The organism is Acidovorax sp. GW823-FHT02H02, assembly GCF_058797075.1.
In genome coordinates this window covers 123009-149468 of sequence record NZ_JBXAJH010000014.1, presented here as the reverse complement: position 1 = coordinate 149468, position 26460 = coordinate 123009, and the positions used below count along the sequence as shown (strand labels likewise).

At 60.3% G+C, this 26460-nt stretch carries 27 protein-coding genes, 1 tRNA gene and 3 pseudogenes; 8 read left to right on the top strand and 23 right to left on the bottom strand.

What is annotated here, in order from left to right; all coding sequences use genetic code 11:
* Positions 1–155 precede the first annotated feature (155 nt).
* Positions 156–587, top strand: a complete 432-nt coding sequence (locus AC1RDS_RS15690; protein WP_492227150.1) for an HU family DNA-binding protein — start codon at positions 156–158, stop codon at positions 585–587.
* A 280-nt stretch (positions 588–867) separates the two neighbouring features.
* Here AC1RDS_RS15690 and AC1RDS_RS15685 read toward each other — a convergent pair whose 3' ends face one another.
* The 3 genes from AC1RDS_RS15685 to AC1RDS_RS15675 all read right to left on the bottom strand — a co-directional run bounded on the left by AC1RDS_RS15685 (position 868) and on the right by AC1RDS_RS15675 (position 3346).
* The gene (locus AC1RDS_RS15685; protein WP_492227149.1) at positions 868–1365 is read right to left on the bottom strand and encodes a hypothetical protein; all 498 of its coding nucleotides are present in this window, start codon (positions 1363–1365) and stop codon (positions 868–870) included.
* 231 nt (positions 1366–1596) lie between these two features.
* A complete protein-coding gene (locus tag AC1RDS_RS15680) occupies positions 1597–3108 on the bottom strand; it encodes an Arm DNA-binding domain-containing protein (protein ID WP_492227148.1) in 1512 nt (503 codons plus the stop codon).
* Positions 3101–3346, bottom strand: coding sequence for a hypothetical protein (locus AC1RDS_RS15675; protein WP_492227147.1), 246 nt, complete (start codon positions 3344–3346; stop codon positions 3101–3103). Before AC1RDS_RS15675 ends, AC1RDS_RS15680 begins: the two co-directional genes overlap by 8 nt.
* 125 nt (positions 3347–3471) lie before the next feature.
* Here AC1RDS_RS15675 and AC1RDS_RS15670 point away from each other — a divergent pair, with 125 nt between their 5' ends.
* Both AC1RDS_RS15670 and AC1RDS_RS15665 read left to right on the top strand, forming a co-directional pair.
* Positions 3472–3693 (top strand): hypothetical protein, encoded by a 222-nt coding sequence (locus tag AC1RDS_RS15670; RefSeq protein WP_492227146.1) that lies wholly within the window; start codon positions 3472–3474, stop codon positions 3691–3693.
* Positions 3694–4064: 371 nt separating this feature from the next.
* Positions 4065–4353, top strand: a pseudogene (locus AC1RDS_RS15665) (transposase); the annotation flags it as partial.
* Here the strand turns inward: AC1RDS_RS15665 and AC1RDS_RS15660 are convergent.
* From AC1RDS_RS15660 to AC1RDS_RS15620, 9 genes are all read right to left on the bottom strand, one after another.
* Positions 4347–4700 (bottom strand): RidA family protein, encoded by a 354-nt coding sequence (locus tag AC1RDS_RS15660; RefSeq protein ID WP_492227145.1) that lies wholly within the window; start codon positions 4698–4700, stop codon positions 4347–4349. The pseudogene AC1RDS_RS15665 and the gene AC1RDS_RS15660 sit on opposite strands and share 7 nt — an antisense overlap.
* Before the next feature lie 59 nt (positions 4701–4759).
* Complete coding sequence (locus AC1RDS_RS15655) at positions 4760–5917, bottom strand: NAD(P)/FAD-dependent oxidoreductase (RefSeq protein ID WP_492227144.1); 1158 nt, start codon at positions 5915–5917, stop codon at positions 4760–4762.
* Complete coding sequence (locus AC1RDS_RS15650) at positions 5907–7322, bottom strand: FAD/NAD(P)-dependent oxidoreductase (RefSeq protein ID WP_492227143.1); 1416 nt, start codon at positions 7320–7322, stop codon at positions 5907–5909. Before AC1RDS_RS15650 ends, AC1RDS_RS15655 begins: the two co-directional genes overlap by 11 nt.
* Positions 7312–7689, bottom strand: a complete 378-nt coding sequence (locus tag AC1RDS_RS15645) for a (2Fe-2S)-binding protein (RefSeq protein WP_492227142.1) — start codon at positions 7687–7689, stop codon at positions 7312–7314. The genes AC1RDS_RS15650 and AC1RDS_RS15645 overlap by 11 nt, the downstream gene beginning before the upstream one ends.
* Positions 7679–8824, bottom strand: coding sequence for an NAD(P)/FAD-dependent oxidoreductase (locus AC1RDS_RS15640; RefSeq protein ID WP_492227141.1), 1146 nt, complete (start codon positions 8822–8824; stop codon positions 7679–7681). Before AC1RDS_RS15640 ends, AC1RDS_RS15645 begins: the two co-directional genes overlap by 11 nt.
* Before the next feature lie 10 nt (positions 8825–8834).
* Positions 8835–9632, bottom strand: coding sequence for an ABC transporter permease (locus AC1RDS_RS15635; RefSeq protein ID WP_492227140.1), 798 nt, complete (start codon positions 9630–9632; stop codon positions 8835–8837).
* Between the two features lie 44 nt (positions 9633–9676).
* Positions 9677–10582, bottom strand: coding sequence for an ABC transporter permease (locus tag AC1RDS_RS15630; RefSeq protein WP_492227155.1), 906 nt, complete (start codon positions 10580–10582; stop codon positions 9677–9679).
* Positions 10583–10589: 7 nt separating this feature from the next.
* The gene (locus AC1RDS_RS15625; RefSeq protein ID WP_492227139.1) at positions 10590–11657 is read right to left on the bottom strand and encodes an ABC transporter ATP-binding protein; all 1068 of its coding nucleotides are present in this window, start codon (positions 11655–11657) and stop codon (positions 10590–10592) included.
* Positions 11658–11737: 80 nt separating this feature from the next.
* Positions 11738–12781, bottom strand: coding sequence for an ABC transporter substrate-binding protein (locus AC1RDS_RS15620; RefSeq protein ID WP_492227138.1), 1044 nt, complete (start codon positions 12779–12781; stop codon positions 11738–11740).
* 203 nt (positions 12782–12984) lie between these two features.
* Between AC1RDS_RS15620 and AC1RDS_RS15615 the strand changes: the two genes are divergently transcribed.
* Positions 12985–13905 carry a LysR substrate-binding domain-containing protein gene (locus tag AC1RDS_RS15615; RefSeq protein WP_492227137.1) on the top strand — a complete coding sequence of 307 codons (921 nt, stop codon included), beginning with the start codon at positions 12985–12987 and terminating at the stop codon, positions 13903–13905.
* A gap of 109 nt (positions 13906–14014) precedes the next feature.
* Here the strand turns inward: AC1RDS_RS15615 and AC1RDS_RS15610 are convergent.
* Positions 14015–14431 (bottom strand): annotated as a pseudogene (locus AC1RDS_RS15610) (transposase); the annotation flags it as partial.
* 58 nt (positions 14432–14489) lie between these two features.
* Positions 14490–15389: a LysR family transcriptional regulator gene (locus tag AC1RDS_RS15605; protein ID WP_492227136.1), complete on the bottom strand. Its 900-nt coding sequence runs from the start codon at positions 15387–15389 to the stop codon at positions 14490–14492.
* A gap of 135 nt (positions 15390–15524) precedes the next feature.
* Between AC1RDS_RS15605 and AC1RDS_RS15600 the strand changes: the two genes are divergently transcribed.
* The 4 genes and pseudogenes from AC1RDS_RS15600 to AC1RDS_RS15585 form a co-directional block, all read left to right on the top strand.
* On the top strand, positions 15525–16508 hold the full coding sequence (locus AC1RDS_RS15600; RefSeq protein WP_492227135.1) for a Bug family tripartite tricarboxylate transporter substrate binding protein: 984 nt from the start codon (positions 15525–15527) through the stop codon (positions 16506–16508).
* A gap of 35 nt (positions 16509–16543) precedes the next feature.
* Positions 16544–18601 (top strand): hydantoinase/oxoprolinase family protein, encoded by a 2058-nt coding sequence (locus tag AC1RDS_RS15595; RefSeq protein ID WP_492227134.1) that lies wholly within the window; start codon positions 16544–16546, stop codon positions 18599–18601.
* The gene (locus AC1RDS_RS15590; protein WP_492227133.1) at positions 18598–20310 is read left to right on the top strand and encodes a hydantoinase B/oxoprolinase family protein; all 1713 of its coding nucleotides are present in this window, start codon (positions 18598–18600) and stop codon (positions 20308–20310) included. The genes AC1RDS_RS15595 and AC1RDS_RS15590 overlap by 4 nt, the downstream gene beginning before the upstream one ends.
* A pseudogene (locus tag AC1RDS_RS15585) lies at positions 20307–20582 on the top strand (FAD-dependent oxidoreductase); the annotation flags it as partial. The gene AC1RDS_RS15590 and the pseudogene AC1RDS_RS15585, both read left to right, overlap by 4 nt.
* 631 nt (positions 20583–21213) lie before the next feature.
* Here the strand turns inward: AC1RDS_RS15585 and AC1RDS_RS15580 are convergent.
* The 9 genes from AC1RDS_RS15580 to rplO all read right to left on the bottom strand — a co-directional run bounded on the left by AC1RDS_RS15580 (position 21214) and on the right by rplO (position 26459).
* Positions 21214–21290 (bottom strand) — tRNA-Met (locus AC1RDS_RS15580).
* Between the two features lie 22 nt (positions 21291–21312).
* Positions 21313–21705 carry a 50S ribosomal protein L17 gene (gene rplQ / locus AC1RDS_RS15575; protein ID WP_063462385.1) on the bottom strand — a complete coding sequence of 131 codons (393 nt, stop codon included), beginning with the start codon at positions 21703–21705 and terminating at the stop codon, positions 21313–21315.
* 89 nt (positions 21706–21794) lie between these two features.
* Positions 21795–22790, bottom strand: a complete 996-nt coding sequence (locus AC1RDS_RS15570; protein WP_092698008.1) for a DNA-directed RNA polymerase subunit alpha — start codon at positions 22788–22790, stop codon at positions 21795–21797.
* A 109-nt stretch (positions 22791–22899) separates the two neighbouring features.
* On the bottom strand, positions 22900–23523 hold the full coding sequence (rpsD, locus tag AC1RDS_RS15565) for a 30S ribosomal protein S4 (protein ID WP_092698009.1): 624 nt from the start codon (positions 23521–23523) through the stop codon (positions 22900–22902).
* Positions 23524–23613: 90 nt separating this feature from the next.
* Positions 23614–24018, bottom strand: a complete 405-nt coding sequence (gene rpsK / locus AC1RDS_RS15560) for a 30S ribosomal protein S11 (protein ID WP_005793662.1) — start codon at positions 24016–24018, stop codon at positions 23614–23616.
* An 18-nt stretch (positions 24019–24036) separates the two neighbouring features.
* The gene (rpsM, locus tag AC1RDS_RS15555) at positions 24037–24402 is read right to left on the bottom strand and encodes a 30S ribosomal protein S13 (protein ID WP_005793659.1); all 366 of its coding nucleotides are present in this window, start codon (positions 24400–24402) and stop codon (positions 24037–24039) included.
* Between the two features lie 23 nt (positions 24403–24425).
* The gene (rpmJ, locus tag AC1RDS_RS15550) at positions 24426–24539 is read right to left on the bottom strand and encodes a 50S ribosomal protein L36 (protein ID WP_005793651.1); all 114 of its coding nucleotides are present in this window, start codon (positions 24537–24539) and stop codon (positions 24426–24428) included.
* A gap of 144 nt (positions 24540–24683) precedes the next feature.
* The gene (secY, locus tag AC1RDS_RS15545) at positions 24684–26003 is read right to left on the bottom strand and encodes a preprotein translocase subunit SecY (protein WP_026435319.1); all 1320 of its coding nucleotides are present in this window, start codon (positions 26001–26003) and stop codon (positions 24684–24686) included.
* Positions 26004–26027: 24 nt separating this feature from the next.
* Positions 26028–26459, bottom strand: coding sequence for a 50S ribosomal protein L15 (gene rplO / locus AC1RDS_RS15540; RefSeq protein ID WP_026435320.1), 432 nt, complete (start codon positions 26457–26459; stop codon positions 26028–26030).
* Position 26460 lies beyond the last annotated feature (1 nt).

Genomic DNA, 26460 nt, shown 5'->3' with positions numbered 1-26460 from the left:
TAGGTAAAACACCTGGCTCAGTTTTAGGTCGGCATCACACCAAAAAGTGGCTCAGTTTTCGGTCGGCGTCAACACTGCCCTGCTCCTAGAATCGATTCGTCTGTCTGGATTCGCCAGCCAGAGAACCTCAACCCATTGGACTTACGAAACCGATCATGGCCACTGCAAAGAAAGCTCCCGCTCCCGTCAAGAAGACCACGAAACCGGCACCCGCCGCCAAGAAAGTCGCCGTGGCCAAACCCGCAGCAGCCGTCAAACCCGCAGCAGTAGTCAAGCCCATCAAGACGGTTTTCAACAAGACCACGCTGGTCGCCCATCTGGTGGAGCAGTCCGGTGTCGAGCCCAAGGCCGCCAAGGCTGTGCTCGCCGCGCTGGAATCGGCGATTCTGGGCTCTGTGCACAAGAAGGGTTCCGGTGAATTCACGCTGCCGGGCCTCATGAAGATCGGTCTGCAGCAAGTGCCCGCCAAGAAGAAACGCTTTGGCAAGGATCCATTCACCGGTGAAGAGCGCTGGTTCCCCGCCAAGCCTGCATCGGTGAAGATCAAGACGCGCGCACTCAAGAAGCTCAAGGACGCGACGCTCTGATTTCCTGCCCATTGCGGGCTTTGCGGCGACCTGCGGACTGGTACATCCGCTGAATCCGCACAGACAGTAGTCGCCCCCGATAGAGCCGAGCCGGTGCCTTGCTGATCTGGATTCCCCCGTCCTTCGTCAGGAAGAAGTAGACACGCGTACCAACCCTCCACGGCATGTCTGGCGGCAGCGCAACCCTCAGGCGCCGGTCAATCCATCCCGTATACGTCCGGGATGGATTGGTGCGGCGCCCTTTGGCATCGAGTTTTCTGATGTGCATGTACACACCTCCTCAATGCACCAGCATCTGCGCGGCGCCCAGCGCCGCCTGAATGCGGGCGACCTGCTGGGGATCGACTTCGATGTCATGGCCCATGCCCAAGATCTGGGCCAGGGTACTGCCCAGTTCCAGGTGGCTGCGGCGCAGTTGGCGCAGAGGCTCCTCGAGCAGCCCCTGCTGAGCGACACGGATACGACTGCGGTAGGTCCGGGGCGAGACAGCAACCTGAACGGGGTGCCCATCCAGCGCCTGCTCGCGTGCGCACCAGTAGAAGCCGCAAGACTGCACAAAAGCAGCGACGGCCGCCAAGTCACGCTCGTGGCGGTGCAGCAAACCCGCATAGGTCCCGGCTCTGTCGGATGCTCGCTCACACAGATCCAAAGGCATGGCCGTGGTGAGCCCCGCAGGAGACATGACACCCACGTGCATGAGATAGGCACGTACCAGGTCGTCATCGGCAAAGAGGTTGCACAGGAACTGGTGGAGCACGCCTATGGCGGTCTGCGGCATGCGGGTGTGGATGGCATCCCGGCAGCGGGCAATCTCGCCGGCTGACGGATGCAGCTGGCTGGACGGGTAACGCGCAGACTTGTGGGCAGGTACTGCGCATTTGGAGGCTGTGGAAGCTGCGTGAAGCGAAGGAGTGTTTACGGTCATGGTGTGTCTGGGATGGGTTTGGGCATGGCTCCGCCCAGACCGCTGGTTTTTGCAGCAGTAGAGCGGGAGAAGGAGTGCGCGGGTTTAGGCGCTGGCGCGGGCTGCGGCTTTAAGTCCGCTGCTCATCCAGGGGTCCGGCGGGGCCTGCGACTCACCCTTGGTATGGACGGCCGGCAGCACGATGTCCGTGGGCCTGCGTGACGTGGCTCCACTTATGGAACCACTTCCTTGCGCTGGCTTGTGCATGCCGCGTGGCTTGGGCACAGCTTGCGGTGGGGGCAGCGCCGGGGCATAGAGGTCGGGATGCACCGGGCGCAGCCCTGCAGCTGTACCGCCCTCTTCCATGCGGATCACCTGGCCCGTGGCCAGGCGGCTGGCGAGCAGCAGCTCCATGGCCGAGCCGTCCTGGCGCGTGAGGTTAGGCACGTAGCGGCTGTAGACCTTGAACAGCATCTCGGTGCTGGTATGGCCGAGCTGGCGCGCGATCCACTCAGGTGCTTCACCGGCCGCAAGCCACAGGGTGGCTGCGGTGTGTCGCATTTGGTAGGGGCGCCGTTCCTCAAGCCCCAGATGGCGCAGCAAGGGATACCAGACACGGTCGGTGAAGTTCTTGTTGTCCAGCGGCGCGCCCATGAGATTGCAGAACACATAGTCAGACAGCTTGCCCGTGACTTCATACTGTTTAGCCAGGGCTTCAAACACGGGCTGGCTCATATGGATGTCCCGCTGACTGCCATCGGTCTTGGTGTACTCGTCCTCGCCCAAAACGAAGGTCTCGCGCACCAGGATCAGCCGGCGCTCGAAATCGATATACCGCCACTTGAGGCCATGGACTTCGCCGGTGCGCATGCCCGTGAAGAAGCGCACGGTGAAGTAGTGGCGGTAGTCGGACCGCACGGTGGCCAGGAGGCTCTGGACGTCCTTGAGACTGAACGGATCCACATCGACCTTGCGCACCCGCAGTCGCTTGATGTTGGTGGTCGGCGTCGTAAACTCGAAGCGGTCGGCGGCTTCGTCCATGATCTGACACAACGTGCCAATGATCTCGTTGATGCGTTTGGGTGAGAGTCCTTCCTTGTCTCCGCGACCTTTTACTTTGGCGAGTGTGGCGCGGAAGGCAAGAATGTCCGATTTGGTGATGCTGCTGACCACCTTGGCCCCGAAGTGCGGGACCAGGCGACTGTTGATGGTCGAGAGCAAGGATCGGATGTGGCTGCGTCGCCATTCGATCTTGTGCTCCTCGAACCACTGGGTGGCGAAGTCGCAGAACAAGGGGCCTGTTGCCTTCGGCTCCACAACAAGCGCTGCAGTCTGTGGCGCCACCACCTCGTCACCCGTTTGAGCCAACGCGGTTGCGGCCTCCTTCCCATTGTCTGCCTGCGCCCAGCGCTTGAGGGCTTTGCTGTTGGGGAAGTAGTTGGCGTAAACGAAGGTGCCCGCATTGATCTCGGACTCGATTTTGGCGAGGACTTTTTCCAGCTTTTTGCGGTTGGCGGGGGTGTCGGTCAGTGCCGTGTACTCCCGGCACCGCTGCCCCTGAAATCTGAAGTCCATGAACAAGGCACCCATGGTGTCTGAGTTGCGGATACTACCCATGAAGTACACCTCCATTGGCCATAGGAATGGCGCTCATCCCTGTCGGTCTCACAACTGAGACCCGCATCATGTCTCGTTGAATGGCCTCCCAACGGTAGAGGATCTTTCGCCCCCCAAAGGGACGAAAGTAATGGATTCCTTCCAGCAAGACACTGTCCTTCAATCGCTCCCGAATGGTCCGAACGTCGTACTTGATCCGGGCAGAAAGCTCCTCTGTGGTGAGTAGTTCAGTTTCCATATCTTCCTTTCGTCATGTTGCTATATTGCTAGACACCTTCATTGTATGCATCACAAACGCATTGTCAACTCGTCTAGCAATAAAGATTGATGAACCTTTAGAATGGCAACTCAGCAAAGAACGACATGAGCCGAAATCAACTAAACATACGGGTGAGCGATGAGCTGGAAGAGCTCATTGACAAAAAACGTATCGAGCTTGCCTCGACGCTGAAAGTCATCCCTACACGGTCTGACGTGGTCCGCTTTGCTCTTGAAAATTACCTAGGGATATCAGTGAAACAAACTGATGCTGACCGCCGGACAACGGTAGGCAAGACCATCTCGGCAAAAAAAACCACTGACTGAAGGGGAAGTCACCTGCCCACATTGGCAAAACCATTCACGAAGCGGGCTTTGCCAATGGCCCGTCGTCTCCGAATTGGTGCTCGCGACCTACTGCAGTCCTCTGGTTTGCCGTTCTGAACTTCCGCTGCGCAGCGACTGGAGCCGGTCGCCGGCGGTGGTTGTACTAACGCTGACTGCCACGAAGCGGCTGTTGGGTTCGGCAACCGGCGTTTGCTCGAATGGCGGCTGTACGAGGTACTGCGGTCACAGGATCTCCGCGACCCGGACGGCGCCGCGCCACCGACAGTTTCCCCATTGAGATAGCCCTTGAAAACCCGGACCCGTCCTATCGCATATCTTTGAAGATAGGAGTAGGACTATGAGTACGATCAATCAGGCATACGGACACAGTTAGAGTCATCTTGAAAGACCAGCGCCGCAGGCGCTGGTCCCCTGCAGAGAAAGCCGCGCTGGTGCGCAGAACGTACGAGCCGGGCATGTGCGTCTCGCTGGTGGCTCGCCAAGAATTTGTCGCTGCCAGCTTGCTGTTCCAGTGGAGAAAGCTCGATCGCCAAGTTGCCTTGACGGCGGTCTGTGCCGGGGAAGCGGTGGTGCCGTCATCGAAATTGGCTGCCGCCCGCGCCGAGATCGCTAAGCCACAGCATCAGCGATCGCTAGGTCGCGGCGACGACAATGATCTCGATCAGCAGGTTTGGAGCAGCCAGCTTGGCCTCGCATGTGGCGCGGGCGGGACTGCCGCTCGCTGGAACCCAGTCTTCCCAGACTGCATTCATCGACGAAAAATCGGCGTCGATGTCCTTGAGCCAGATCTGCGCGCTCAGGATTTTTTCCTTGCTGCTGCCGACGCTGGCCAGGCGGGCGTCGATGGTATCCAGCACACTTCTTGTCTGCACGGTGATGTCACCGTCCCGCACCGCCGAGGTGATGCCAGCCAGGTGGACCAGGCCGTTGTGCACGACGGTGCGGGAAAGGCGAGGTGTAGATTCATAGCGTTGGATTTCGGACATGGATGGACTTTCTTGGTGGTGGGTGACAGGGAAAAAAAAGGAAGCAGCAAGCCGGAGGCTCAGTGCCTGGTCGTTGATGCAAAACGGTCAACAGCAAAGGCTGCAATGGGCAAGCTGCTGTGACCGTCGAGAACAAGTTCGGAGACGATCTGTCCGCCAATAGGCCCCAGTTCGAAACCATGGGCAGAGAAGCCGAAGGCATGCACGAGACGTGAAGCGCTGCAACTCGGGCCGATGACGGGAATGTCGTCGGGCATGAATGCTTCGACACCGGCCCAGGCGCGCACGATGTTTATGGGGCCGAGGTGAGGAAACAAGTCCGTGACGGTCTGTGCGCTGGATGAGAGCTTCATGAAATCGACCTCGCCATGGCGACGCACCATGTCTGCAGAGCAGCGCAGGCTGCCGCCGATCAGCACCGTACCGTTGGCGAACTGCTTGAACGACAGCGGTCGGCCAGCCGCGCCCAAAACCGGGTCGACGAAGTGCGGCACACGCTGCGTGACCATCAGCATCAATCCACCGGGCTGCATAGGCACCACGTCGCCCGCCTGAGCGGCGAAGTCACCGGACCACGCACCAGCCGCGTTGACCAGCCATGGGGCAGTGAAGCTTCCTCGTGGTGTGGTCACACACCACTCGTCACCAATGTGTTCAATGATCTGCGCGGGCGTGTCCTCATGGAATTGAGCGCCTAGGTTCTGCGCCGCGTGACGAAATGCGGTGACCGCGCGGTAAGGCACGGCATGACCGTCGTCCGCGACCCATATGCCACCGAGAACGTGGTGCGCCAGACGTGGAGCGATCTCACGCACCTGCTGCGCATCGATGATGACTTCGTGCTTGAATCCGAGAGCGTTGAGCTCGGCCACGCGGCTGGCCAGTTGCTCCAGCTCCTGGGTTGTTTCGGCAATCTGCAGCTGACCGCTGGCCACAAAGCTTGCGTGATGGGCCAGGTCACGGCCGATGAGTTCGGGCAGTGTGTGCCACAGGTCCAGTGAAGCACGCGCCAGCGGCACCTCGGCGTAATGGCGGCCCAGCGTGCGCACACCACCCGCGTTGACGCCGGAGGCGTGGCGTGCGCAATACTCCGATTCCAACAACGTGACTTTCGCGCCTCGTCGCGCCAGGTGAAAGGCGCTTGAGGTACCGTGGAAACCGCCGCCGATGACGATGACGTCGCTGCCCTGTGGCCGTGCACCGTGTTCAGGCCTCACGTGCGAGTTCTCCAAGCGTGATGGGCTTGATGGGCGGACGGATGCGGAAGTACCCGATTTCCTCGGGAGAAACACCACGCTTGTCGGCAATCAGCTCGGTCACCGTGAGGCCACACTGGCGGCCCTGGCAGGGGCCCATGCCGCAGCGACCGAAGCTCTTGGCTTGGTTGGGGCCGGAGCACCCCAGCCCAACGTAGCCACGGATGTCGCCTGCGGTTACTTCCTCGCAGCGGCAGACAACCGTATCGTCTGCCGGTATGCGGTTGGCTTTTTTCGGGCGGTAGAGCGCGTCGAGAAAGGGGCGGATAAAAAGGTGCTCCCGCATCTCGGCCCGCAGTGGCGCGGCCAGGTTGTCGCGGATGGCGGCGGTGAGTTTGCCGTTCTGGGTGACGGCGGCCAGGCCGGCGAGTTCACCCTGCAATGCAGCCACCCGCGCCCCGCCTATGCCGCCGCTATCGCCAGCGACAAATATGCCAGGGACGTCGAGTTCGCCCCAGGCATCGGTCACAGGTGACCAGCACAGCTGGGCCTCGTCCCATTGGTGCTTGGCACGGAGCGACCATGAAAATTGCGTGTTGGGTACGACGCCTTGGTGCAGAAACACCAGTGGACTGTCCACCATGCGCAGTGTGCCGCCGCTGACGAAGCCAAGGCCGGTGGCCTGCTCTTTGCCCAATACGTGCAGCTCGGTTGCACCTTTGTAGAAGGGCACCTTGGCCTGCTTCAGCGCGGCCATCAGTGACAGGCCCTTTTTCAGGTAGCGCCAGCCCGCCAGTGCGCCGCCCGCATGGCGGATTGCGCGGCGGTAGTCGGCGCCGTCGGTGGTGTCGACGATGGCGGCAATGGGCACGCCGGCGCGCACGTATTGCCAGCCGAGCAGGTAGAGCAGTGGGCCGCAGCCGGCCAATACCACCGGGCGGGTAGGCGCGACGCCAGAGCCCTTGAGCAGGATCTGCGCGGCGCCAGCCGTCAACACACCGGGCAGGGTCCAGCCTGGAATGGGGAAGGGGCGTTCCATGGCGCCGGTGCAGAGCAGCACCCGGTCGGCCCGCAGCGAGCGCACACCGCCTTCATTGAGGTAGTGCACCTGGCGTTCGGCGGTCACCTGCCAGACGGCCGCGCCTGTGATGTGGCGCGCGCCGCTGGCAGCAAATGCCGCCACAAGCGATGCGCCGGCGCCGTAGTCGGCGCCCAACACGTTGAGTCGCTCAGCCGGTGCAGTGGTGATGCCTCGGTAAATTTGGCCACCGGCGGCAGCCTGTTCATCGAGCAACACGACGCTGGCGCCGTGCCTGCGCGCAACAATGGCGGCGGCCATGCCAGCCGGTCCAGCGCCGATGATGGCGATGTCCGCCGTGTCCACTGGGTGGCTGGTGCCCGCTTGGGGAGATGTATCAAACGCCATGGGGTGCCTCCATGGTCTGGGTCAGTGCAGTGGCCGGATCATGGGACTCGGCCAGCAGGTCGCGCATGCCGTCCTGCGTGCGGATGGACATGCCGGCCTCCAGCGCCACAAGGCAGCTCTGGCGGTTCGGCTCGCCATCGATTTCCAGCAGGCATTCGAAGCAGACACCCATCATGCAGTAGGGTGCGCGAGCCACACCGGAAACAGGTGAGTTGCGAAAGCGTTTGACACCTGCGGCGAGGAGGGCTGCGGCCACGCTGGAGCCTGCAGGCACTTGAAGTGTTTCGCCATTGAAGGTGACCGTGACCGTCTTGGCGGTATGGGCGCCAGCCTGGGCCAGCGGTTGGAACAAGGAGTCAGTGGGCATGGGCGGGACGGTAGTTGGGGTTCAAAAAGCGATCGCCCTGGAAGGCGCCAATCTCATTGGGCCGCGATGCGCCATTGATCCAGGGCGCAACGCGCAAGGCGTGTGCAGCGGCCAGCGTCACGCCGCTATGGCAGGTGGTGACGAAGGCACCGGGGTACTTGGGTGACTCCTGGTAGATCGGGAAACCATCAGGACTCATGACGCGCAGCGCGCCCCAGGCCCGCACCAGACGCAGGCCAGCCAAGACAGGGAAGGTGCGCACGCCGCGTTGGGCGATGCTGGCCAGCACGTCGGTGGTGACGTTGTCGTTGAAGCCCACCTCTTCCATGGAGTCTCCGAGCTGGATGGTGCCTTCATCGGTCTGTCGCACGTTGAGCGTGGGGTAGTCCAGAAAACGTGCAGTGCGCTCGCCAACAAGCACTTGGCCGCGGTTGGGCACAACCGGCGCATGCAGACCCAGCGCCTCGGCCAGGGCGCGGTTGCCCAGGCCAGCGGCCAGCACCACGCGTGGTGCCTGCCAGCGTCCTTCAACCGTGAAGAGACTGGCGCCGGCGCGCGCCTGGGTACTCACGTTCTTCGCGGACTGGCCGCTGATGTAGTTGACGCCGCGCTTGAGGTTGGCCGCATGCAGGGCGCGCAGCAGTTTCAGCGGGTTGGTGTGGCCGTCCATGGGGGTGTAGCTCGCGCCGATCACGGCGGGCCCAAGGGCGGGCACACGGGCGATGACGTCCTGGCGGTCCAGCATCTCGAAGGGGTAGTCGCCGCCGAGCTCGTCCTGGATGGACTGCATGCGATGTCTGCGCTCTTCCATTTCCTCGTCGGAAAAGGTGAAGCAGAAACCACCGGGCTGTTGCAGGTGCACGTCAACGCCGGTGTCGTCGAGCAAAGCTTGCGCGAGCTGTGGCCAAAGGCCGGCAGACAAGCGTGTCCAGCGCGCATAGGACGTCATGCCGTAGCCCTTGCCTTGCACCCAGACAAGGCCGAAGTTCCCGCGCGAGGCACGGAAGGCCTGGTCGCCTTCGTCGAGCAATGTGACCCTGGCGCCCTGGCGGGCAAGGCCGTAGGACACGGCGCTGCCTACCAGGCCACCGCCGATGACGATGACGTCGCTGGTGTTGGAGTTGATGTTGTTCATCGTGCGGGTTTCAGTTCTTGCCGATCAACACGCGGTCCAGGCCGACGAGGCGGTCCATCGTGACCATCACGGCCAGCGTGCCGACGATGAGGACCGTGGCGACGGCGGCGACCAGCGGGTCGATGGTCTGGGCAATTTGGTTGTACATGGCCACGGGAAGGGTGGTGGTGCCCGGCGTGGCGACAAACACGGTCATGGTGAGCTCGTCAAAACTCTGGATGAAGGCCAGCATCCAGCCGCCCGCGACACCTGGAACGATGAGGGGCAACACCACGCGGCGGAAGGCGGTGAAGCGGGAGGCGCCCAGCGAGAGTGCTGCACGCTCGGTGTCGCGGTCCAGACCGGTTGCCGACGACAGCACCAGGCGCAGTGCGTAGGGCACGATCACGATGACGTGGGTCGCGGCCAACCAGATGAAGGATCCGGTGACGTTGAGGGTGGTGAAGAAGCGCAGGAAGGCCACGCCCAGCACCACGTGGGGAATCATCAGCGGTGACATGAAGAAACCCATCAACACACCGCGACCTGAAAACTTGTAGCGGGTGAGCGCCAGGGCGCCTGGCACGGCCAGCAGGACGGCGATGGTGGCCGACGCCAAGCCCAGCCACAGCGAGAACCAGAAGGCGCGGATGATCTCAGTGGAGTCGAGGATGGCGCGAAACCATCGCAAAGAAAACCCCTCGTTGAAGGGCATGGAGATGAAGCCCTTGCTGGTGAAGGACACCAGCATCACCACCACCAATGGCGCGATGATGAAACCGATGAAAAGGGCGTGGTACAGCAGCGAAAAAAAGCCGTTCTTGCGCATAGGTAGTCCTTGGGGTTTTTGGCGTCAGAAGGTGTCAAACCTTCTCAGGCGTCGAAGACCTGACTGAAGCGCCGCTCCACCCAGCGGTTGGCGCCGAGGATGATGACCACATTGGCCAGCAGGAGCAGCATGGCGATGGTTGCGCCAAGAGGCCAATTCAGGGTGTTGAGAAACTCGTCGTAGGCGGCGGTGGCCACCACCTTGAGCTTGCGTCCCCCCAGCAACGCTGGCGTGGCAAATGCCGAGGCCGCTAGCGCGAACACGATGATGCAGCCAGAGAGGATGCCGGGCAACAACTGCGGCAGCATCACGCGCCAGAACACCTTGATGGGCGAGGCCCCCAGCGAGAGGCCCGCGTTCTCCACCTGCGGGTCGAGCTTCTGCAAGTTGGCCCAAACCGAGATCACCATGAAAGGAATCAGAACGTGGGTCAGTGCAATCGCCACGCCCGTCATGCTGAACAGCAGACGCACCGGCTCGTTGGTGATGCCCAGGGACAACAACGTGCTGTTGATCAGGCCGTTGTTGCCGAAGAGGATGGCCCAGCCCAGCGTGCGCACCACAACCGAGATCAGCAGCGGGCCGAGGATGACAATGAGGAACAACGCACGCCACGGGCTTTTCATACGGGCGAGGATCAGTGTTTCCGGCACACCGAAGACGACACACAGCAAGGTCACGCCCAGCGCCAGGCCGCCGGTGCGCAGGAATATTTCGTGGTAGTAACCATCGGAGAAGACCTCGAGGTAGTTGCGCCAGGTGTAATCCGGCAGCACGCCACGGACACCGTCGAACGCGTGGAAAGACAACAGTACCGTCAACAACAACGGCACCAGCAGCAAGCCGATGAAGAGCAGTAGCGCGGGAGAGGCCAGCAGCCACGGTGCAGCGCCTGCACCTTCACGGGATTTGCGCGTTGGCGTTGCGATGCCGCCAGCAGCTCTGGGCATGGTGGCGTCAACCATGTGCCACCTCTTGTTGCGGCAGCACGCGCAGGTCGTCGTCCGACCAGGTCAGCCCGACAACGCAGCCCTCGGCTGGCGGCACCTCGCCGATGTTGGGCAGGCTCACGCTCATTAGGCCGAGGGTGGTGTCCACCTGCAACATCCAGTGGTTGCCCAGGAACACGCGCGTTTTGACCTGGCCCGCAAGGCCGTCGACGGCCGCGCTCAGGCGCAGTTTTTCGGGACGCACGAAGACGTGCACATCACCGGCGAGGCTGCGGCCACCGTGCGGAATGTGCATTTGGCGTTCGTTCACGTTGACGATGGCGCAGCGCTGGTTGCTGGAGACGATGCGCCCGCGCAGCGCGTTGGTCTTGCCCAGGAAGGCCGAGGCAAAAGGCGATCCGGGTTGCTCATAAGCCTCGAAGGGCATGGCCAGCTGCACGATCTTGCCTCCGTGCATGACGGCGATGCGGTCGCTCATGGTCATGGCTTCGACCTGGTCGTGCGTGACCAGCAAGGTGGTGATGCCGAGGTGGCGCTGGATGGCGCGCAGCTCGATGTGCATGTCCTCACGCAGCTTGGCGTCGAGGTTGGACATGGGCTCGTCGAGTAACAGCAACTGTGGTCGAATGGCGAGCGCGCGCGCGATGGCCACGCGCTGGCGCTGTCCCCCCGACAGCTCGCGCGTGAAGCGTTTGCCTAAGCCGCCCAAGCGCACCAGCTCCAGTGTCTCTCCTATGCGTTGTGTGCGCTCGCTGCGGCCCATACCGCGCATCTCCAGACCGAAGCCGACGTTGGCCTCCACCGTCATGTGGGGGAACAGCGCATAGCTCTGAAACACCACCCCCATGCCGCGCTTTTCAGGGCGCAACGCGGAGATGTCCCGGCCTTCGAGCACGATGCTGCCGCGCGTGGGATTGACGAAGCCGGCAATCATCTGCAGCGTGGTGGTCTTGCCACAGCCCGAGGGCCCCAGCAGGGAGATGAATTCGCCACGCTCGATGTCCAGGTCCAGGGACTCGACCGCGACAAAATCATCGAAGTGCTTGGTGAGCTTTTTGAGGGAGAGGAAGGTCATGGTATTCAGAGAGCTGTGGGCTGCCAAATTGGAGTGCGTGTGCTCCGCGGCACATGGAGGCGGAGCACGAACGCCTGTGCTCAACGTTCGATGGCGCGGTTCCAGCGGTTCGTCCACTCACCACGCTTTTCGTTAACGACCGCCCATTTGGTCGGCAGTAGCTTGCCAATCTGTGCTGGACCATACGGAACCTTGGCGGCCACCGCCGGTTCGAGCTTGACCTTGCTGTTGACGGGACCCCAGCCCTGCGTGTCGGCCTGCCAAGCCTGCACTTCAGGGGCCATCAAATATTGCAGCAGTTGCTGCGCGAGTTCCGGCACGTCGCTTTGCACCACTGGGCAGGCGGCGATCAGCAGCGCCATTGCGCCTTCTTTGGGATACACGAATTCGATGGGAAAGCCGGTCGCCTTGAAGGATTCGACGCGGCCACTGCCCCACACCGCCAGAGTGACGTCGCCGTTCTGGAACAACTCGGTCATCTTGCCGGGCGAGGGCTCCCAGGCCAGCACATTGGGTGCGACTTCTTTGGTCATGGCGGCAAAGCCCGGATCGATGGCGGTTTCGTTGCCGCCGCGCATCTTCGAATACATGATCAGTGTCTGCAGGCCGTATGTGTTGGAGATCGGCGGAATGGCCAGCTTCTGTTTGAATTTCTTGTCGGTCAGGATTTCCCAGGAATCGGGTTTGGGCAGGCCCGCCTTCTTGAAGGCTTCAGTGTTGTAGGCCAGGCCTGTGGCGACCGCGCCGACCGCCATGGAGCGGTCATCAATGCGGGCCAGTGGATAGAGGTCCTTATAAATGGGCGCGTCCTTGACCCTGTCGCAGAAACCAAACTGAACGGCTTGCTGCATCGGACCATCGTCGAGCAGCACGATGTCCAGCTCCTGCTTGTCCTTCTGCGCCTGCAGCTTGGCCAACGTATCGGTCGAATTGCCAGCTACGTAAACGATCCTGACCTTGTGCGCGGCCTCGAAGGCTGGAATGATCTTCTCCTTGAACAGCTTCTCACTGGATCCGCCATAAGAGCCGACGTACAAAGTAGGTACGGACTGCGCTTGGACCAGACCTGCACAGGCCAGAATGACGGCCGCTGTCAGCGGCGTGCTCAGGAATTTTGCTTTCACGAGGTTTCTCCAAAACGGTGCACCCGACCCAAAACAGGGCATTTCATGCACCTAAAACACACATCAGGTTATGGGCAAGAAATAGCCCATAAATCTGCTACTGCACTAGGCAAATCGGATGTTAGTGATCTGAGTTATCCATAACAAATACTATTTTTTTTGCAACATATAATGTTGCATCATGGACTTATTAGGGCTTACCCTTGCGCATCAGACAACTTGAAGCCTTTCGCGCTACCATGTTGTGTCAAACCGTGACGCGGGCAGCCGAGATGCTGTTTATTTCCCAACCTGCGGTCACAAGATTGCTGGCTGATCTGGAGGAAAGCGTGGGGTTTCCGCTCTTCGATCGCGTGCGCGGGCGACTTCACCCCACGGCGGAAGCGCAGTTGCTTTACGAGGAAGTGAACCGCTCGCTGATTGGCGTTGAGCGCATCGCGCGCACAGCGCACGCCATCAAGACCCAGCAACGCGGGTCGCTGCATGTCGCGGCGCCGCCATCCATGGCCTTGTCGTTCTTGCCGCGCGCTATTGCCGCATTCGTCAAAAACCACGGCGAGATCAAGATCATGCTGGGCGTGTACGACTCACGAAGCATCGTGGACATGGTGATAAGTCAACGCTGCGACTTGGGAATCGTCAACCTGGCCATCGGCCATACCGGTACCCATGGCGACAGACTGCTCTCGGCCGCTCACGTCTGCGCCGTTCCGGTTGGCCACCGCTTGGCTGGCAAGCAAGTCATCGTTCCCGCAGACATCGAAGGCGAATGGTTCATTTCCCAGCCCCCCCACATTGAGACGCGTTTGCTGATCGATGCGATGTTTGCTGCCTATGGCGTGAAATACCAGCCGGCACAGGTGGAGAGTCCGGTTGCTGCGACACTGTGCTCGCTGGTTGCTGCCGGTCAGGGGATTTCGCTGGTCGATCCTGTTACTGCGATGGAGTACAAGGGACAAGACCTGTGCTTCATACCCTTCGAGCCTTCGGTACCACTGGAGTTTTCGATGCTAACGCCCCTTCAAAACAGACCTACAAAATTGGTTGAATCATTCTTGGCGCATCTGCGAGAGTTTGTCTTTACCGAGCTTGATCCTCGTTTGGTAGTGAACTCGAGCTTGTGAGTACTCTGATGCGCAAGGCCACCACTTCAGCCCATATCCCGAAAACATCAGCTCATTGGATATGGTCTCCACCCAGCTTCTGCGGTGGTACCCGCTCCATTTCTTCCAGCCGCGGGTACTTGGGCCCGGGTTTCTTGCGCGTCCTCTCGACTTCGCCCAAGAACTTGGTACCCGCGCTGTCCAACGGCAGATCCACCGCAGTGGTACTGGAGCAGTAGGGCCGTTGTGCTCGAAGTGTCTTTTGGGTAAGCCGGCCGCGGTGCTGAAGTCAGGAACCTTCCTGAACCGCCATGCGCAGCAGGCACCCCACCAAGCCCAGACTTTCGCGCAGGGCCAGTCCAGACAGGCATTTGATGCTCCGGCAGACCTGGATGGCGGCATCGGAGAAGGTGTGCTTGCGTCCGCGCCGACCGGGGCGTACCACCGTGTCCAGCCAGCTGGTCAGCGATTCTCCGGTCGTCAGCACGGCGTTGTACGCAGCCCAATTGGTGGTTTTGAGGCGGCACCTGGCGCCCTTGGGTTCACTCTTGCACCGAGGACTACCAGTCCTGGGCTCCTGCTTCGATGAGAAACATCGGTTGCTTCTAATAACATGAAGCAATGAACTGGCGCACCCAGGCATGAGCTGGATCGCGGTGGTGACGTTCGTGCCAGTACAGCGAAACCGTCAATACCGGCAGGGGCAAAGGAGCCTCGAGTGTCACGGTGCCGGCCTGTTTTTCCAACGCCTTCGCGACACTACCAGGCAACGTCGCGATAAGGTCAGACTGGCCTACCGCAAAAGGAGCGGCCAGATAGCTCGATAACGTCAGGCCTATGCGCCGCACGCGGTTCTGGGCTTGCAAAGCTTTGTCGAGACGATCGCTGAAGAACCGTGTATGAGCCGCCATGTTGACGTGGGCGTACTGCAAGAAGGCATCCAGGTTCCATGGCCCGTGCAGGCAGGGGTGGTGCTGGCGCACTATGCAAACTGCCTTTTCTTCAAACAGTAGCCGCGCCCGCAGGTTGATCGAGGGCTCGGGGAAGTAGCCCATGATCAGTTCGACCTGATTGTTCTCCAGCATGTCCAGTCCCAGCTGCGGTCGGGCGGCCTGCACCCGCAGTTCCACCCCTGGCGCTGCCTTGGTCAACAAACCGCTCACGCGGGCGATGACGGCGAATTGCAAATAGTCAGTGGCAAACACGCTGACGGAACGGCGCGAGGTGGCGGGGTCAAACTCGGTGCGCGGCAGCGACACCTGGCGCCAGGTGTCCAGCAATGGTCGGAAGCTGGCGTGTAGTTCCTCCGCCTTTGGCGTCGGGTGCCAATGGCCGCTGTCACGCACCAGCAGCGGATCGTTGAACAGGCGCCTGAGCCGGCTCAGTGCAGCACTCATGGCCGGCTGCGTTATGCCCAGTTCCTCAGCCGCACGGGAAACGCTGCGCCAGCTCATCATGGCATCGAAGTGCAGCAGAAGGTTCAGGTCACCGGGCTTCTCGGACATAAATGACGTTTATGACCATATAAGGTCAAGTTTATTTTCCTTGTGGATTGTCGTCCCTACGATTGATGTCACTGAAGTGCAAGTTTGCCTCAGCGACGTCTTTTTCACTTCATCGACTTGTTTGCGAGGATTCAAATGGGCATTTTCCAGAAGACGGCCATTGTGTTGGCTGGCGTGGTTTTGGTGGCATCCAACGTGCAGGCACAACCTGCCGAGGGTGAATGGTCGGGCAAGGTCATCAAGCTGGTTGTGCCGTTTGCACCTGGCGGATCCACCGACTTGATCACACGACAGATAGCTCAGGCTCTCGCCGAGCGCCTCAAGGCTTCAGTGGTAGTGGACAACCGACCCGGCGCGGGCGGTACGTTGGGCAGTGCCTGGGTGGCCAAACAACCGGCCGATGGCACAACATTGCTCATGGGGTCGGTCAGCACCCATGCTGTGGCTCCCAGCATCTACGCCAAGCTGCCCTATGACCCGGCGCGGGACTTCACCGCGTTGACTCAGGTGGCAACCATTCCCAACGTGATGGTGGTGCGCCCTGAAGTGCGCGTGAACAATCTCGAGGAGTTCGTCGAACTTTCCCGTAAACAGGACAGCGGCTATACCTTCGCCTCCAACGGGCAGGGCACCTCCAATCATTTGGCCATGGAACTCCTGAAGACGGCTACCGGCCTGCAGGCGGTGCATGTGCCCTACAAGGGTTCTGGCCCAGCGTTGACCGACACGGTGGCCGGCCACGTGACCACCATGATGGACGTGGTCATGACCTCGTATCCCTACATCAAGGGCGGCAAGCTCAAGGCTTTGGCCGTGACGTCCCCGGTGCGTTCGCCCATGCTGCCCGAGGTGCCAACAGTGGCTGAGGCCGGCTACCCCAGTTTCGAGGCAATGGTGTGGTTTGGCTTGTTCGCGCCACCAGCGATGCCTTCAGCCGTCACCGAGCGCTTGAGCCGCGAACTGATTGCCATCATCAAGAGCAAAAAAATATCGGACTACCTGCTTGCTCAGGGAGCTCAACCCACGGCTCTGCCACCAGCAGATTTCGCCAAGGTGATCCGAGACGACATTGCCAAGTGGCACAAAGTCGCCATCAACGCAGGCATCAAGCCCGAATGAATTCCCCTCGCACTACTCCCAGGAGACAAGCTTCCATGTACCGCATTGGCATTGACGTTGGCGGCACCTTCACCGACTTCACCCTGATCGACGAAGACATCGGTGATGTGAAATTCCATAAGGTGCCGTCTACCCCTCACGACCCGTCCGAGGCCATTGACCGCGGCATTGCTGACTTGTTGACCCAGCATGACATCGCCGCCTCCGAGGTGATCCACATTGGTCACGGCACCACTGTGGCGACCAACCTGATCATTGAACGCAAGGGTGCACAGGTGGGACTGATCACCACCCGAGGGTTCAGAGACATCCTGGAGATTGGTCGTCAAACGCGCCCCCACCTGTTCGACTATGGGGTGGGCAAGCCGCCAGTGCTGGTTCCCCGTCGCCATCGCATCGAGGTGGACGAGCGTGTGAGCGCACAGGGCGACGTATTGGTGCTGCTGGACGAAGCGGCCGTTCGCGCTGCCGCCGAGGCCTTCCACAATGCAGGTCTGGAGGCCGTGGCCATTTGTTTCCTGCACGCCTACGCCAACGCGGCGCACGAGCAGCGTGCTAAGGCCATTGTGCAGGAGGTGCTGCCACAGGCCTATGTAAGCCTGTCCAGCGAGGTACTGCCTGAGTTCCGCGAATATGAGCGTCTGTCGACCACGGTACTAAATGCTGCGGTCGGGCCGCGCATGGCACGATACCTTGACCGATTTCTGGAGCGCGTGCGCGAACGCGGCGTGACGCATCCGCCCTACACCATCCATTCCAATGGAGGGTTGATGTCGGCCGCATCGGTGCGCCAGTTCCCGGTACGAACTTGCTTGTCCGGGCCCGCAGCTGGCGTTGTGGGGGCAGCTTCAGTCGGTCGTGCCATTGGCTACTCCAACCTGGTGACATTTGATGTAGGAGGCACCAGCACCGACGTGTCCCTGATCACGGATGGCCGACCCATGTTCACATCCAACAGGCAGGTGGCAGGCTACCCTGTGAAGACGCCCATGGTCGATATCCATGTGATCGGCGCTGGCGGTGGCAGCATCGCATGGTTGGACGACGCCGGGTCACTCAAGGTAGGCCCGCACAGCGCAGGCGCGGTTCCTGGGCCGGTTGGTTATGCACGGGGCGGTACCCGACCCACCATCACCGACGCCGAGATCACCCTTCACCGTCTCAACCCCGTGTCGCTGCTCAAAGGCCGCATGCCGGTGGACGCGGCGGCCGCACGCCAAGTCATTGAAACCGAGGTCGCGCATCCACTGGGCCTGAGCTTGGAGGACGCCGCCGAGGGCATCATTCGCATAGCCAACGCCAACATGAGCCGCGCCATCAGAGCCGTTTCCACCGAACGCGGATATGACCTGTCGAATTTTGCGCTCTTCGCCTACGGTGGTGCCGGACCGCTGCACGCTGTGGAAGTTGCCGAAGAATGTGGCATTCCCACCGTCATCGTGCCGCAGGAGCCGGGGACCATGTGTGCACGAGGCATCCTGCTCACCGACATCTCCTTCGATTTCGTGCGAAGCCTGATCGTGTCGGCCAATCTGGAAGCATGGGACACGGTGGCTGCTGCGTTCGGTGCATTGCGCGAGGAGGCCAGTGCCTGGTTGGATGCGGAGAGTGTGGCTGTCTGTGACCGGCGCTTTGTATGTGCTATCGATGCACGTTACGTTGGTCAGAATTTCGAGGTACGCGTGCCCGCCGACGAAGACGGTACACCACAACTCACGTCATTCTTGGCTCGCTTCAACGAGACACACGAACGGGAATATGGCTATCAGGTGCCAGACCGGGCGGTTCAGGTCATCAACTGTCGCCTGCAGGCGGTCGGGCAAGTTATCAAGGCGCCTCTCGCCCCGGCCGACAGCAGGGGAACGTTGGAAGGTGCCCAAGTCGGCACACGCGAGGTCCATTGCGGAAAAGCGCATGGCTGGTGCGAAGCTGCGGTGTATGACCGCGATCTCCTGCCCGCCGGCGCCTCCATTGCTGGCCCGGCCGTCATTGAGGAGATGAGCTCAACCACCGTGCTCGGACCGACCCATCACGCCAAGGTGGACCGCTTCGGCACGCTGATCATTTCTCTGGACACCAGGAAGCGCATATGAACGACCGCAACCAACACCTCGCAGACCCGATTGAGATGGAGGTCTTCACCAACCGCCTGATATCTATCACCGAGGACATGAACAACACATTGGTACGGTCTTCGTTTTCGACCAACATCAAGGAGCGCAAGGACTGCTCCGTGGCCCTGTTCGACGCCGCCGGCCGCCTGGTGGCCCAAGGAACACAGATTCCATTGCACCTGGGTTCACTCAACGGCGCAGTGCGAGCCGTGTTGGCCCAGTATCCACTGGCATCCATCGTCGATGGTGACGTATTCATCTGCAACGACCCCTATCTGGCCAACGGCAGCCATCTGCCCGATATCAATATCGTTACGCCGGTGTTTTGGGACCGGCAACTTCGCTTTTTCACAGCCAACATCGCCCACCATTCGGATGTCGGCGGATCGGTACCGGGTTCCATCGCCGGGGGCCTCAAAAGCATCTTCGAAGAAGGCATACGTATTCCTGTTGCACGCATCGCACGTGCCGGCTCGTTGCAGGATGACCTGATGCGCCTGATTTGCACCAACACCCGTGACCCCGAGGAGCGGCTGCTTGATCTAAGGGTACAGATCGCCACCAACGAGCGCGGTGCGGCTGCCGTCAAGGGGCTGATCGCCCAGATGGGGCTGCCCGCAGTGCTGCGCTCTGTCGACGACGTCATTCTCTACACCAGGCGCCGTTTGAGCAACCGCATCGCCGAGCTGCGCCAGGGCAGCTACACTTTCAGTGCTCAGATGGACGACGATGGATTGGGCGGCGACCCTGTGACATTGAAGGTAACGGTCACGGTGTCCAGCGGCCGGCTGCATTTCGACTTCGCCGGGTCGGGCCGGCAGGCACGAGGTGCCATGAACCTGCCCATCAACGCACTCAACGCGACGGTTTACTACGCGGTCAAGGCCCAACTCGACCCGGACCTGGCGCCCAACGCCGGTCTCTTTGACCTCATCGACATCAGCGCTCCACTGGGCACCATCACCAATCCGGAACACCCAGCAGCCGTTGGTGCCCGTTCCATCACAGCCCAAAAAGTGGCCGGCGTGCTGTTCGGCGCCTTCCGGGGACTGCTACCGGAGGACAAAGTAATGGCGTCGAGCAATGACCTGTGTCCGGCCATCGTTTTCTCGGGCCGGCAGCCGCAGAGGGCTGGTGAGTTTGTTTACTTGGAGACGCTTGGTGGAGGCGCTGGTGCGCGCTTCGAGCGTGATGGCCTAGACGGCATTCACGTGCACATGACCAACACGTCCAACCTGCCAGTCGAAGCCCTGGAGAACGAATACCCGATGCGGGTGGACGAATACTGCCTGATTGCAGATTCCGGCGGCGCTGGACGCACACGGGGCGGACTGGGGATCGCCAAGCAGATCCGCGCATTGGTGCCGGGCATTGTGTTCTCGGCGCGCTCGGACAGCCACACGGTGGGTGTGCCAGCTGGCGTGGCAGGCGGACACAACGGCCGCCAAGCGCGGCTGTGGCGCAATCCGGGCACTGAGCAGGCACAAGTCCTGTATTCCAAGTCGGCCAACTTGGAGCTGCAAGCGGGCGAGAGCGTGCGCATCGAGACGCCTGGTGGGGGCGGCTTTGGTGACCCGCGACAGCGTCCGTTAGCGGCGGTGGTGCAAGACGTGGCCGATGGCGTGATTTCGCTGGAGGTTGCACAGACCATCTACGGCCTGCCGGAAGCGCTGCCCGAGGCTGCATGAGACTTCTTGTGTCGATGGACGCCAAGGCATCCACCGAGGTGTACGACTTGGCCGTGATCGGCGGTGGTCTGGTGGGCGCAGCCATCGCCTACGGTCTGCGGGGGAGCGGTCAGCGCATCGTGGACCTCGACGAGGGCGATGTCGCGTTCCGCGCCTCGCGCGGCAATTTCGCGTTGGTCTGGGTGCATTGCAAGGGCATGGGAATGGCCGCCTATGGGCGTTGGACGCTTGAGTCCGCCCGGCTCTGGCCAGCATTCGCCGCCCGATTGCTTATTCTGGTCGTCTTCTCGCTGCGCTACGCCGCCAACGTGGGCATGGCGATCACCCTAGGCTGGCGCAATGAGCCCTTGTCGCTGGCGCTGCTTTACGGAGGACTCAGCGGATTGTTTTTGGGCCGTGCGCTTGCTCTTCTGAAATTGACCCGTGCCTATGCTGCTACCACAGAGTCGTTCTTGAAGCGCGACCGGGCTGGCCTGTGTTGAGTGACCGGTGACGGTTGTGCAGCGGTCGTTCGACCCCTCCATCCTTGAATGACAGGTGACCTCGCTCGCTGCTGACATTCAAGCGTCCAAGGTCACCGACAGCAAACAGCCTAAACCGGCCTACCAGATACGAACCCCTGGCGGGCTGCAGTCTTACTCGGAAAAAATTATCCTCGCTCTCGCATCTGTTACGAATCGGAGGAATTTCCTAATGCTTGCCAGCCCGCAATGAGCACAAGGGCCGCCGGTAGCCACGCGTATCGCTTCAGACTGTCTCTGAAGAGGCCAATACCCAAAGGTCAGAAGCGGCACATGCGAAATGTCATGGGCCAAGAGTGGGCCGGATATGGGCCAAATTTGGGCCAAAAACAAAAAAGCCCACCGAAGTGGGCTTTTAGACAAGCTAAGTGCTTGATTTTATTGGTTGCGCGAGAAGGATTTGAACCTCCGACCTTTGGGTTATGAGCCCAACGAGCTACCAGACTGCTCCATCGCGCGGTAAGAAATAGATTATACCCTATTATTCAGCTGCTGCCGAATTATTTTCGGTTTCAGCAGCACGGTCGACCAATTCGACCAGCGCCATGGGAGCGTTATCGCCCACGCGGAAGCCCATCTTCAAGATACGGGTGTAGCCACCAGGACGCACCTTGAATCGGGGGCCCAGGTCGTTGAACAGCTTGGTCACGCTGTCGCGATCACGCAGACGGTTGAATGCCAGGCGGCGGTTTGCCACGGAGTCTTCCTTGGCCAGGGTGATCATGGGTTCGATCACTCGGCGCAATTCCTTGGCCTTGGGAACGGTAGTCTTGATGGCTTCATGCTCGATGAGCGAATTCATCATGTTTTGCAGCATCGCAAGACGGTGCGAGCTGGTGCGGTTGAGTTTGCGGAGTCCGTGTCCGTGGCGCATGGTGCTTTCCTTCTATTAATTAAATCAGGCAGCCGTATCAGGTACTGCCCAACGCACTGGCCCCCTTGAGGGGAGCCCAAAATTATAACTTAACGCTTGTCCAAACCGGCTGGCGGCCAGTTTTCCAATTTCATGCCCAGCGTAAGACCACGCGATGCGAGCACTTCCTTGATTTCGTTGAGCGACTTGCGACCCAGGTTGGGGGTCTTGAGCAACTCGTTTTCGGTTCGCTGGATCAGGTCACCGATGTAGTAGATGTTCTCTGCCTTCAAGCAGTTGGCGGAACGCACGGTCAACTCCAGCTCGTCCACCGGACGCAGCAGAATCGGATCGAATGTGGCGTTGGTCGCACGGCCACCCGAGGCGGACTCGAACGTAGGAATTTCTCCCCCTTCCAGCTGTGCAAATACAGCCAGCTGCTCCACCAGGATCTTGGCCGATGCACGCACTGCGTCTTCGGCAGTGATGGCGCCATTGGTTTCGATCTCGACAATCAGTTTGTCCAGGTCAGTGCGCTGTTCGACGCGAGCACTTTCGACGGTGTAGCTCACACGCTTCACCGGCGAGAACGACGCATCCAGGACGATCCGGCCAATCGACTTGGTCGATTCGTCAGCATAGCGGCGCAGGTTGCCAGGGACGTAGCCACGCCCCTTCTCGACCTTGATCTGCATGTCCAGCTTGGCACCAGCAGACAAGTTGGCGATCACGTGATCAGGATTGACGATTTCCACGTCATGTGGAGTCTGGATGTCACGTGCAGTGACAACGCCTTCGCCATCCTTGCGCAAGCTCAGCGTCACCTCATCCCGATTGTGCAGCTTGAACACCACACCCTTGAGATTCAGAAGAATGTTGACCACATCTTCTTGAACACCATCGATAGACGAATACTCATGCAGCACGCCTGCAATGGTGACTTCCGTCGCTGCGTAACCCACCATGGACGAGAGCAGGACACGCCGGATGGCATTGCCCAACGTGTGGCCGTAGCCACGCTCGAACGGCTCAAGCGCTACCTTGGCACGATTGTGGCCAAGCTGTTCGACATTAATCGCCTTGGGTTTCAGCAAATTGGTTTGCATGCAACTTCCTCTCAATACCCCCAGCTCGTTACACCGGTAAGGCTGGTGAAGCGCCTAAACCGCGATGCCTCGCGGTTCAGGGACGGTTTCTCAAAATACGTACAAGCGATTAGCGCGAGTACAACTCAACGATCAGGGATTCGTTGATGTCGGCGCCAAACTCATCACGGTCTGGCACCTTCTTGAAGATACCTTCGGCCTTTTCCGCATTGACGTCTACCCAGGCAGGCATGCCAACTTGGGCGGCCAGCTGCAGGGCTTCAACGATACGGTTCTGCTTCTTGGACTTTTCGCGCACGGCCACCACGTCGCCCGTCTTCACGAGGTACGACGCGATGTTCACGGACTTGCCGTTCACGGTGATTGCCTTGTGGGACACCAGCTGGCGCGCTTCAGCGCGGGTCGAGCCGAAACCCATGCGGTACACGACGTTGTCGAGACGGGATTCCAGCAGGAACAGCAGGTTGGCGCCGGTGTTGCCCTTCTTGCCTTCAGCGGCTTCGAAGTATCGGCGGAACTGCTTTTCCAGCACGCCGTACATGCGCTTGACCTTCTGCTTTTCACGCAGTTGCAGACCGTAGTCGGAGGTGCGGGCACCGGAGGTGCGGCCGTGCTGACCAGGCTTGGAGTCGAACTTGGACTTGTCAGCGATCGAGCGACGGGCGCTCTTCAGGAACAGGTCCGTGCCTTCACGGCGGGAGAGTTTGGCCTTGGGGCCGAGGTAACGTGCCACTTGAGCTTCCTTTGTGTCATCTACCGCAAACCATTGCGGGAGCCGCCTGAGGCGCTTGCGCGTTCACAGGCGGCGGTGGGCTTAGAGAGATTAGATACGGCGACGCTTTTGAGGGCGGCAGCCGTTGTGCGGCACCGGCGTCACGTCGGAGATCGACGTGATACGGATACCCAGTGCGCCCAGTGCGCGCACCGAGGATTCACGGCCAGGACCGGGACCCTTGATTTCAACGTCAAGGTTCTTGATGCCCTGATCGATGGCGGCGCGACCGGCCACTTCCGAAGCGACCTGGGCTGCGAACGGGGTGGACTTGCGCGAGCCCTTGAAACCTTGGCCACCGGACGAAGCCCACGACAAGGCGTTGCCCTGGCGATCGGTGATCGTGATGATGGTGTTGTTGAACGAGGCGTGCACGTGTGCAATACCGTCCGAAACGTTCTTCCGGACCTTCTTGCGAACGCGCTGGGCTGCGTTATTGGCAGGAGACTTAGCCATGATGATCTTTCAATCTCTTTATTTCTTCAGTGCAGCTGCGCCCTTGCGCGGACCCTTGCGGGTGCGTGCATTGGTACGGGTGCGCTGACCACGCATTGGCAGACCGCGGCGATGGCGGAAGCCACGATAGCAGCCGATGTCCATCAAACGCTTGATGTTCATCGTGGTTTCGCGGCGCAGGTCACCTTCGATGGTGAACTGCTCGATTTGTTCGCGAATTTTTTCCAGGTCGCTATCAGAAAGATCTTTGATCTTCTTGCTGTAAGCGATGCCAGTTGCTTCGCAAATCTTGCGAGCGCGGGTACGACCAATGCCAAAAATGGCGGTCAGACCGATTTCCGCGTGCTTGTGCGGCGGAATGTTAATGCCAGCGATACGTGCCATATGCGTCCTCTAATACTTTCCAATCAACCTTGGCGCTGCTTGTGACGCAGATCCGTGCAGATCACGCGCACCACACCCTTGCGGCGGATGATCTTGCAGTTGCGGCAGATTTTTTTGACCGAAGCCGAAACTCTCATTGCATTCTCCTAAAACTTTTCCATCCGTCCCGGCTGCTTTGCCTGGAACACAATTTGTGCCCGCGAAAACCGTGGGGCGCCAACTCAACCGATATTCAGCTCTTTACAGGCAGCGCCGCGATGCGACATCCACCTTCCAATCCATCAACCGCCCGCGTTGCCTTTGAAATTGGCCTTCTTGAGCAGCGATTCATACTGTTGCGACATCATGTAGTTCTGAACCTGGGCCATGAAGTCCATGGTCACCACCACAATGATCAGCAGCGACGTACCACCGAAGTAAAACGGAACGTTGTACTTCAAGATCAGGAACTCTGGCAGCAAACACACGAAAGTGATGTACACAGCGCCTGCCAAAGTCAACCGAACCAGGATCTTGTCGATATAACGGGCCGTTTGCTCACCTGGGCGAATGCCTGGAATGAACGCACCGCTCTTTTTCAGGTTGTCTGCAGTTTCACGGCTGTTGAACACCAGTGCCGTGTAAAAGAAGCAGAAAAAGATGATCGCCGTAGCGTAGAACATCACATAGATGGGCTGACCAGGAGTCAGCGCACCCGAGATGTCTTTCAGCCAGCGCATCGACTCACCCGCACTGAACCAGTTCACCACCGTCGCCGGCAGCAGAATGATCGACGAGGCAAAGATCGGAGGAATCACACCCGCCATGTTCAGCTTCAGGGGCAGGTGCGACGACTGACCGCCATACACCTTGTTACCCACCTGCCGACGAGCGTAATTCACCAGAATCTTGCGCTGACCACGCTCCACAAACACCACGAAGTAAGTCACGAGACCTACCACAATGACGATGAAGATGGCAGCCAGAATGCTCATGGCACCCGTGCGAACCAGTTCCAGAAGACCGCCGATGGAACTCGGCAATCCGGCAGCGATACCAGCGAAGATCAGGATCGAAATCCCGTTGCCCAGACCACGCTCAGTGATTTGCTCACCCAGCCACATCAGGAACATCGTGCCAGCCGTGAGGCTGACCACTGCTGTCATGCGGAAACCAAAACCAGGGCTGAGCACCAGACCGGCCGAGCTTTCCAGCGCAACAGCAATACCGAGCGACTGGAAAAGGGCCAAGCCCAATGTGCCATAGCGGGTGTACTGCGTGATCTTGCGGCGGCCAGCTTCGCCTTCCTTCTTCAACTGCTCGAACGTGGGAACCACGTAGGTCATCAGCTGCATGATGATCGACGCCGAGATGTACGGCATGATCCCCAGAGCGAAAACCGTGAAGCGCGAGAGCGCACCACCCGAGAACATGTTGAACAGGTTCAGGATACCGCCCTGCTGGCCACTGAACAGCTGCTGAAGTTGGGCTGGATCGATGCCTGGCACAGGGATATGAGCCCCGATGCGATACACGACCAGCGCAAGCAACAGAAAAACCAGACGACGACGCAGGTCGCCGAATTTACCGGTCTTTGCAATTTGAGCCGCGCTAGTAGCCACAGATGTCTTCCTTCAGAGCCACAGTCAGGCGGCGCTGCCGCCAGCAGCTTCGATGGCAGCCTTGGCACCGGCCGTAGCACCCACACCGTTCAGCTTGACAGCCTTGGTGATGGAACCACTCTTGATGACCTTGACCACCTTCGCCAGCTCGCCCACCAGGCCAGCTTGCTTGAGCGCCAGGACATCCACTTCGGCCAGACCGAGTTGATCCAGAGCGGTCAACGTCACTTCTGCATTGAACTTGAGCAGATGCGACTTGAAACCGCGCTTTGGCAGACGGCGCTGCAAAGGCATTTGACCGCCTTCGAAACCTACCTTGTGGTAGCCACCCGAACGCGACTTCTGACCCTTGTGACCACGGCCAGCGGTCTTGCCCAGACCGGAGCCGATACCACGGCCTACGCGGCGCTTGGCATGCTTGGCGCCGTCTGCGGGCTTGATGCTATTGAGTTCCATG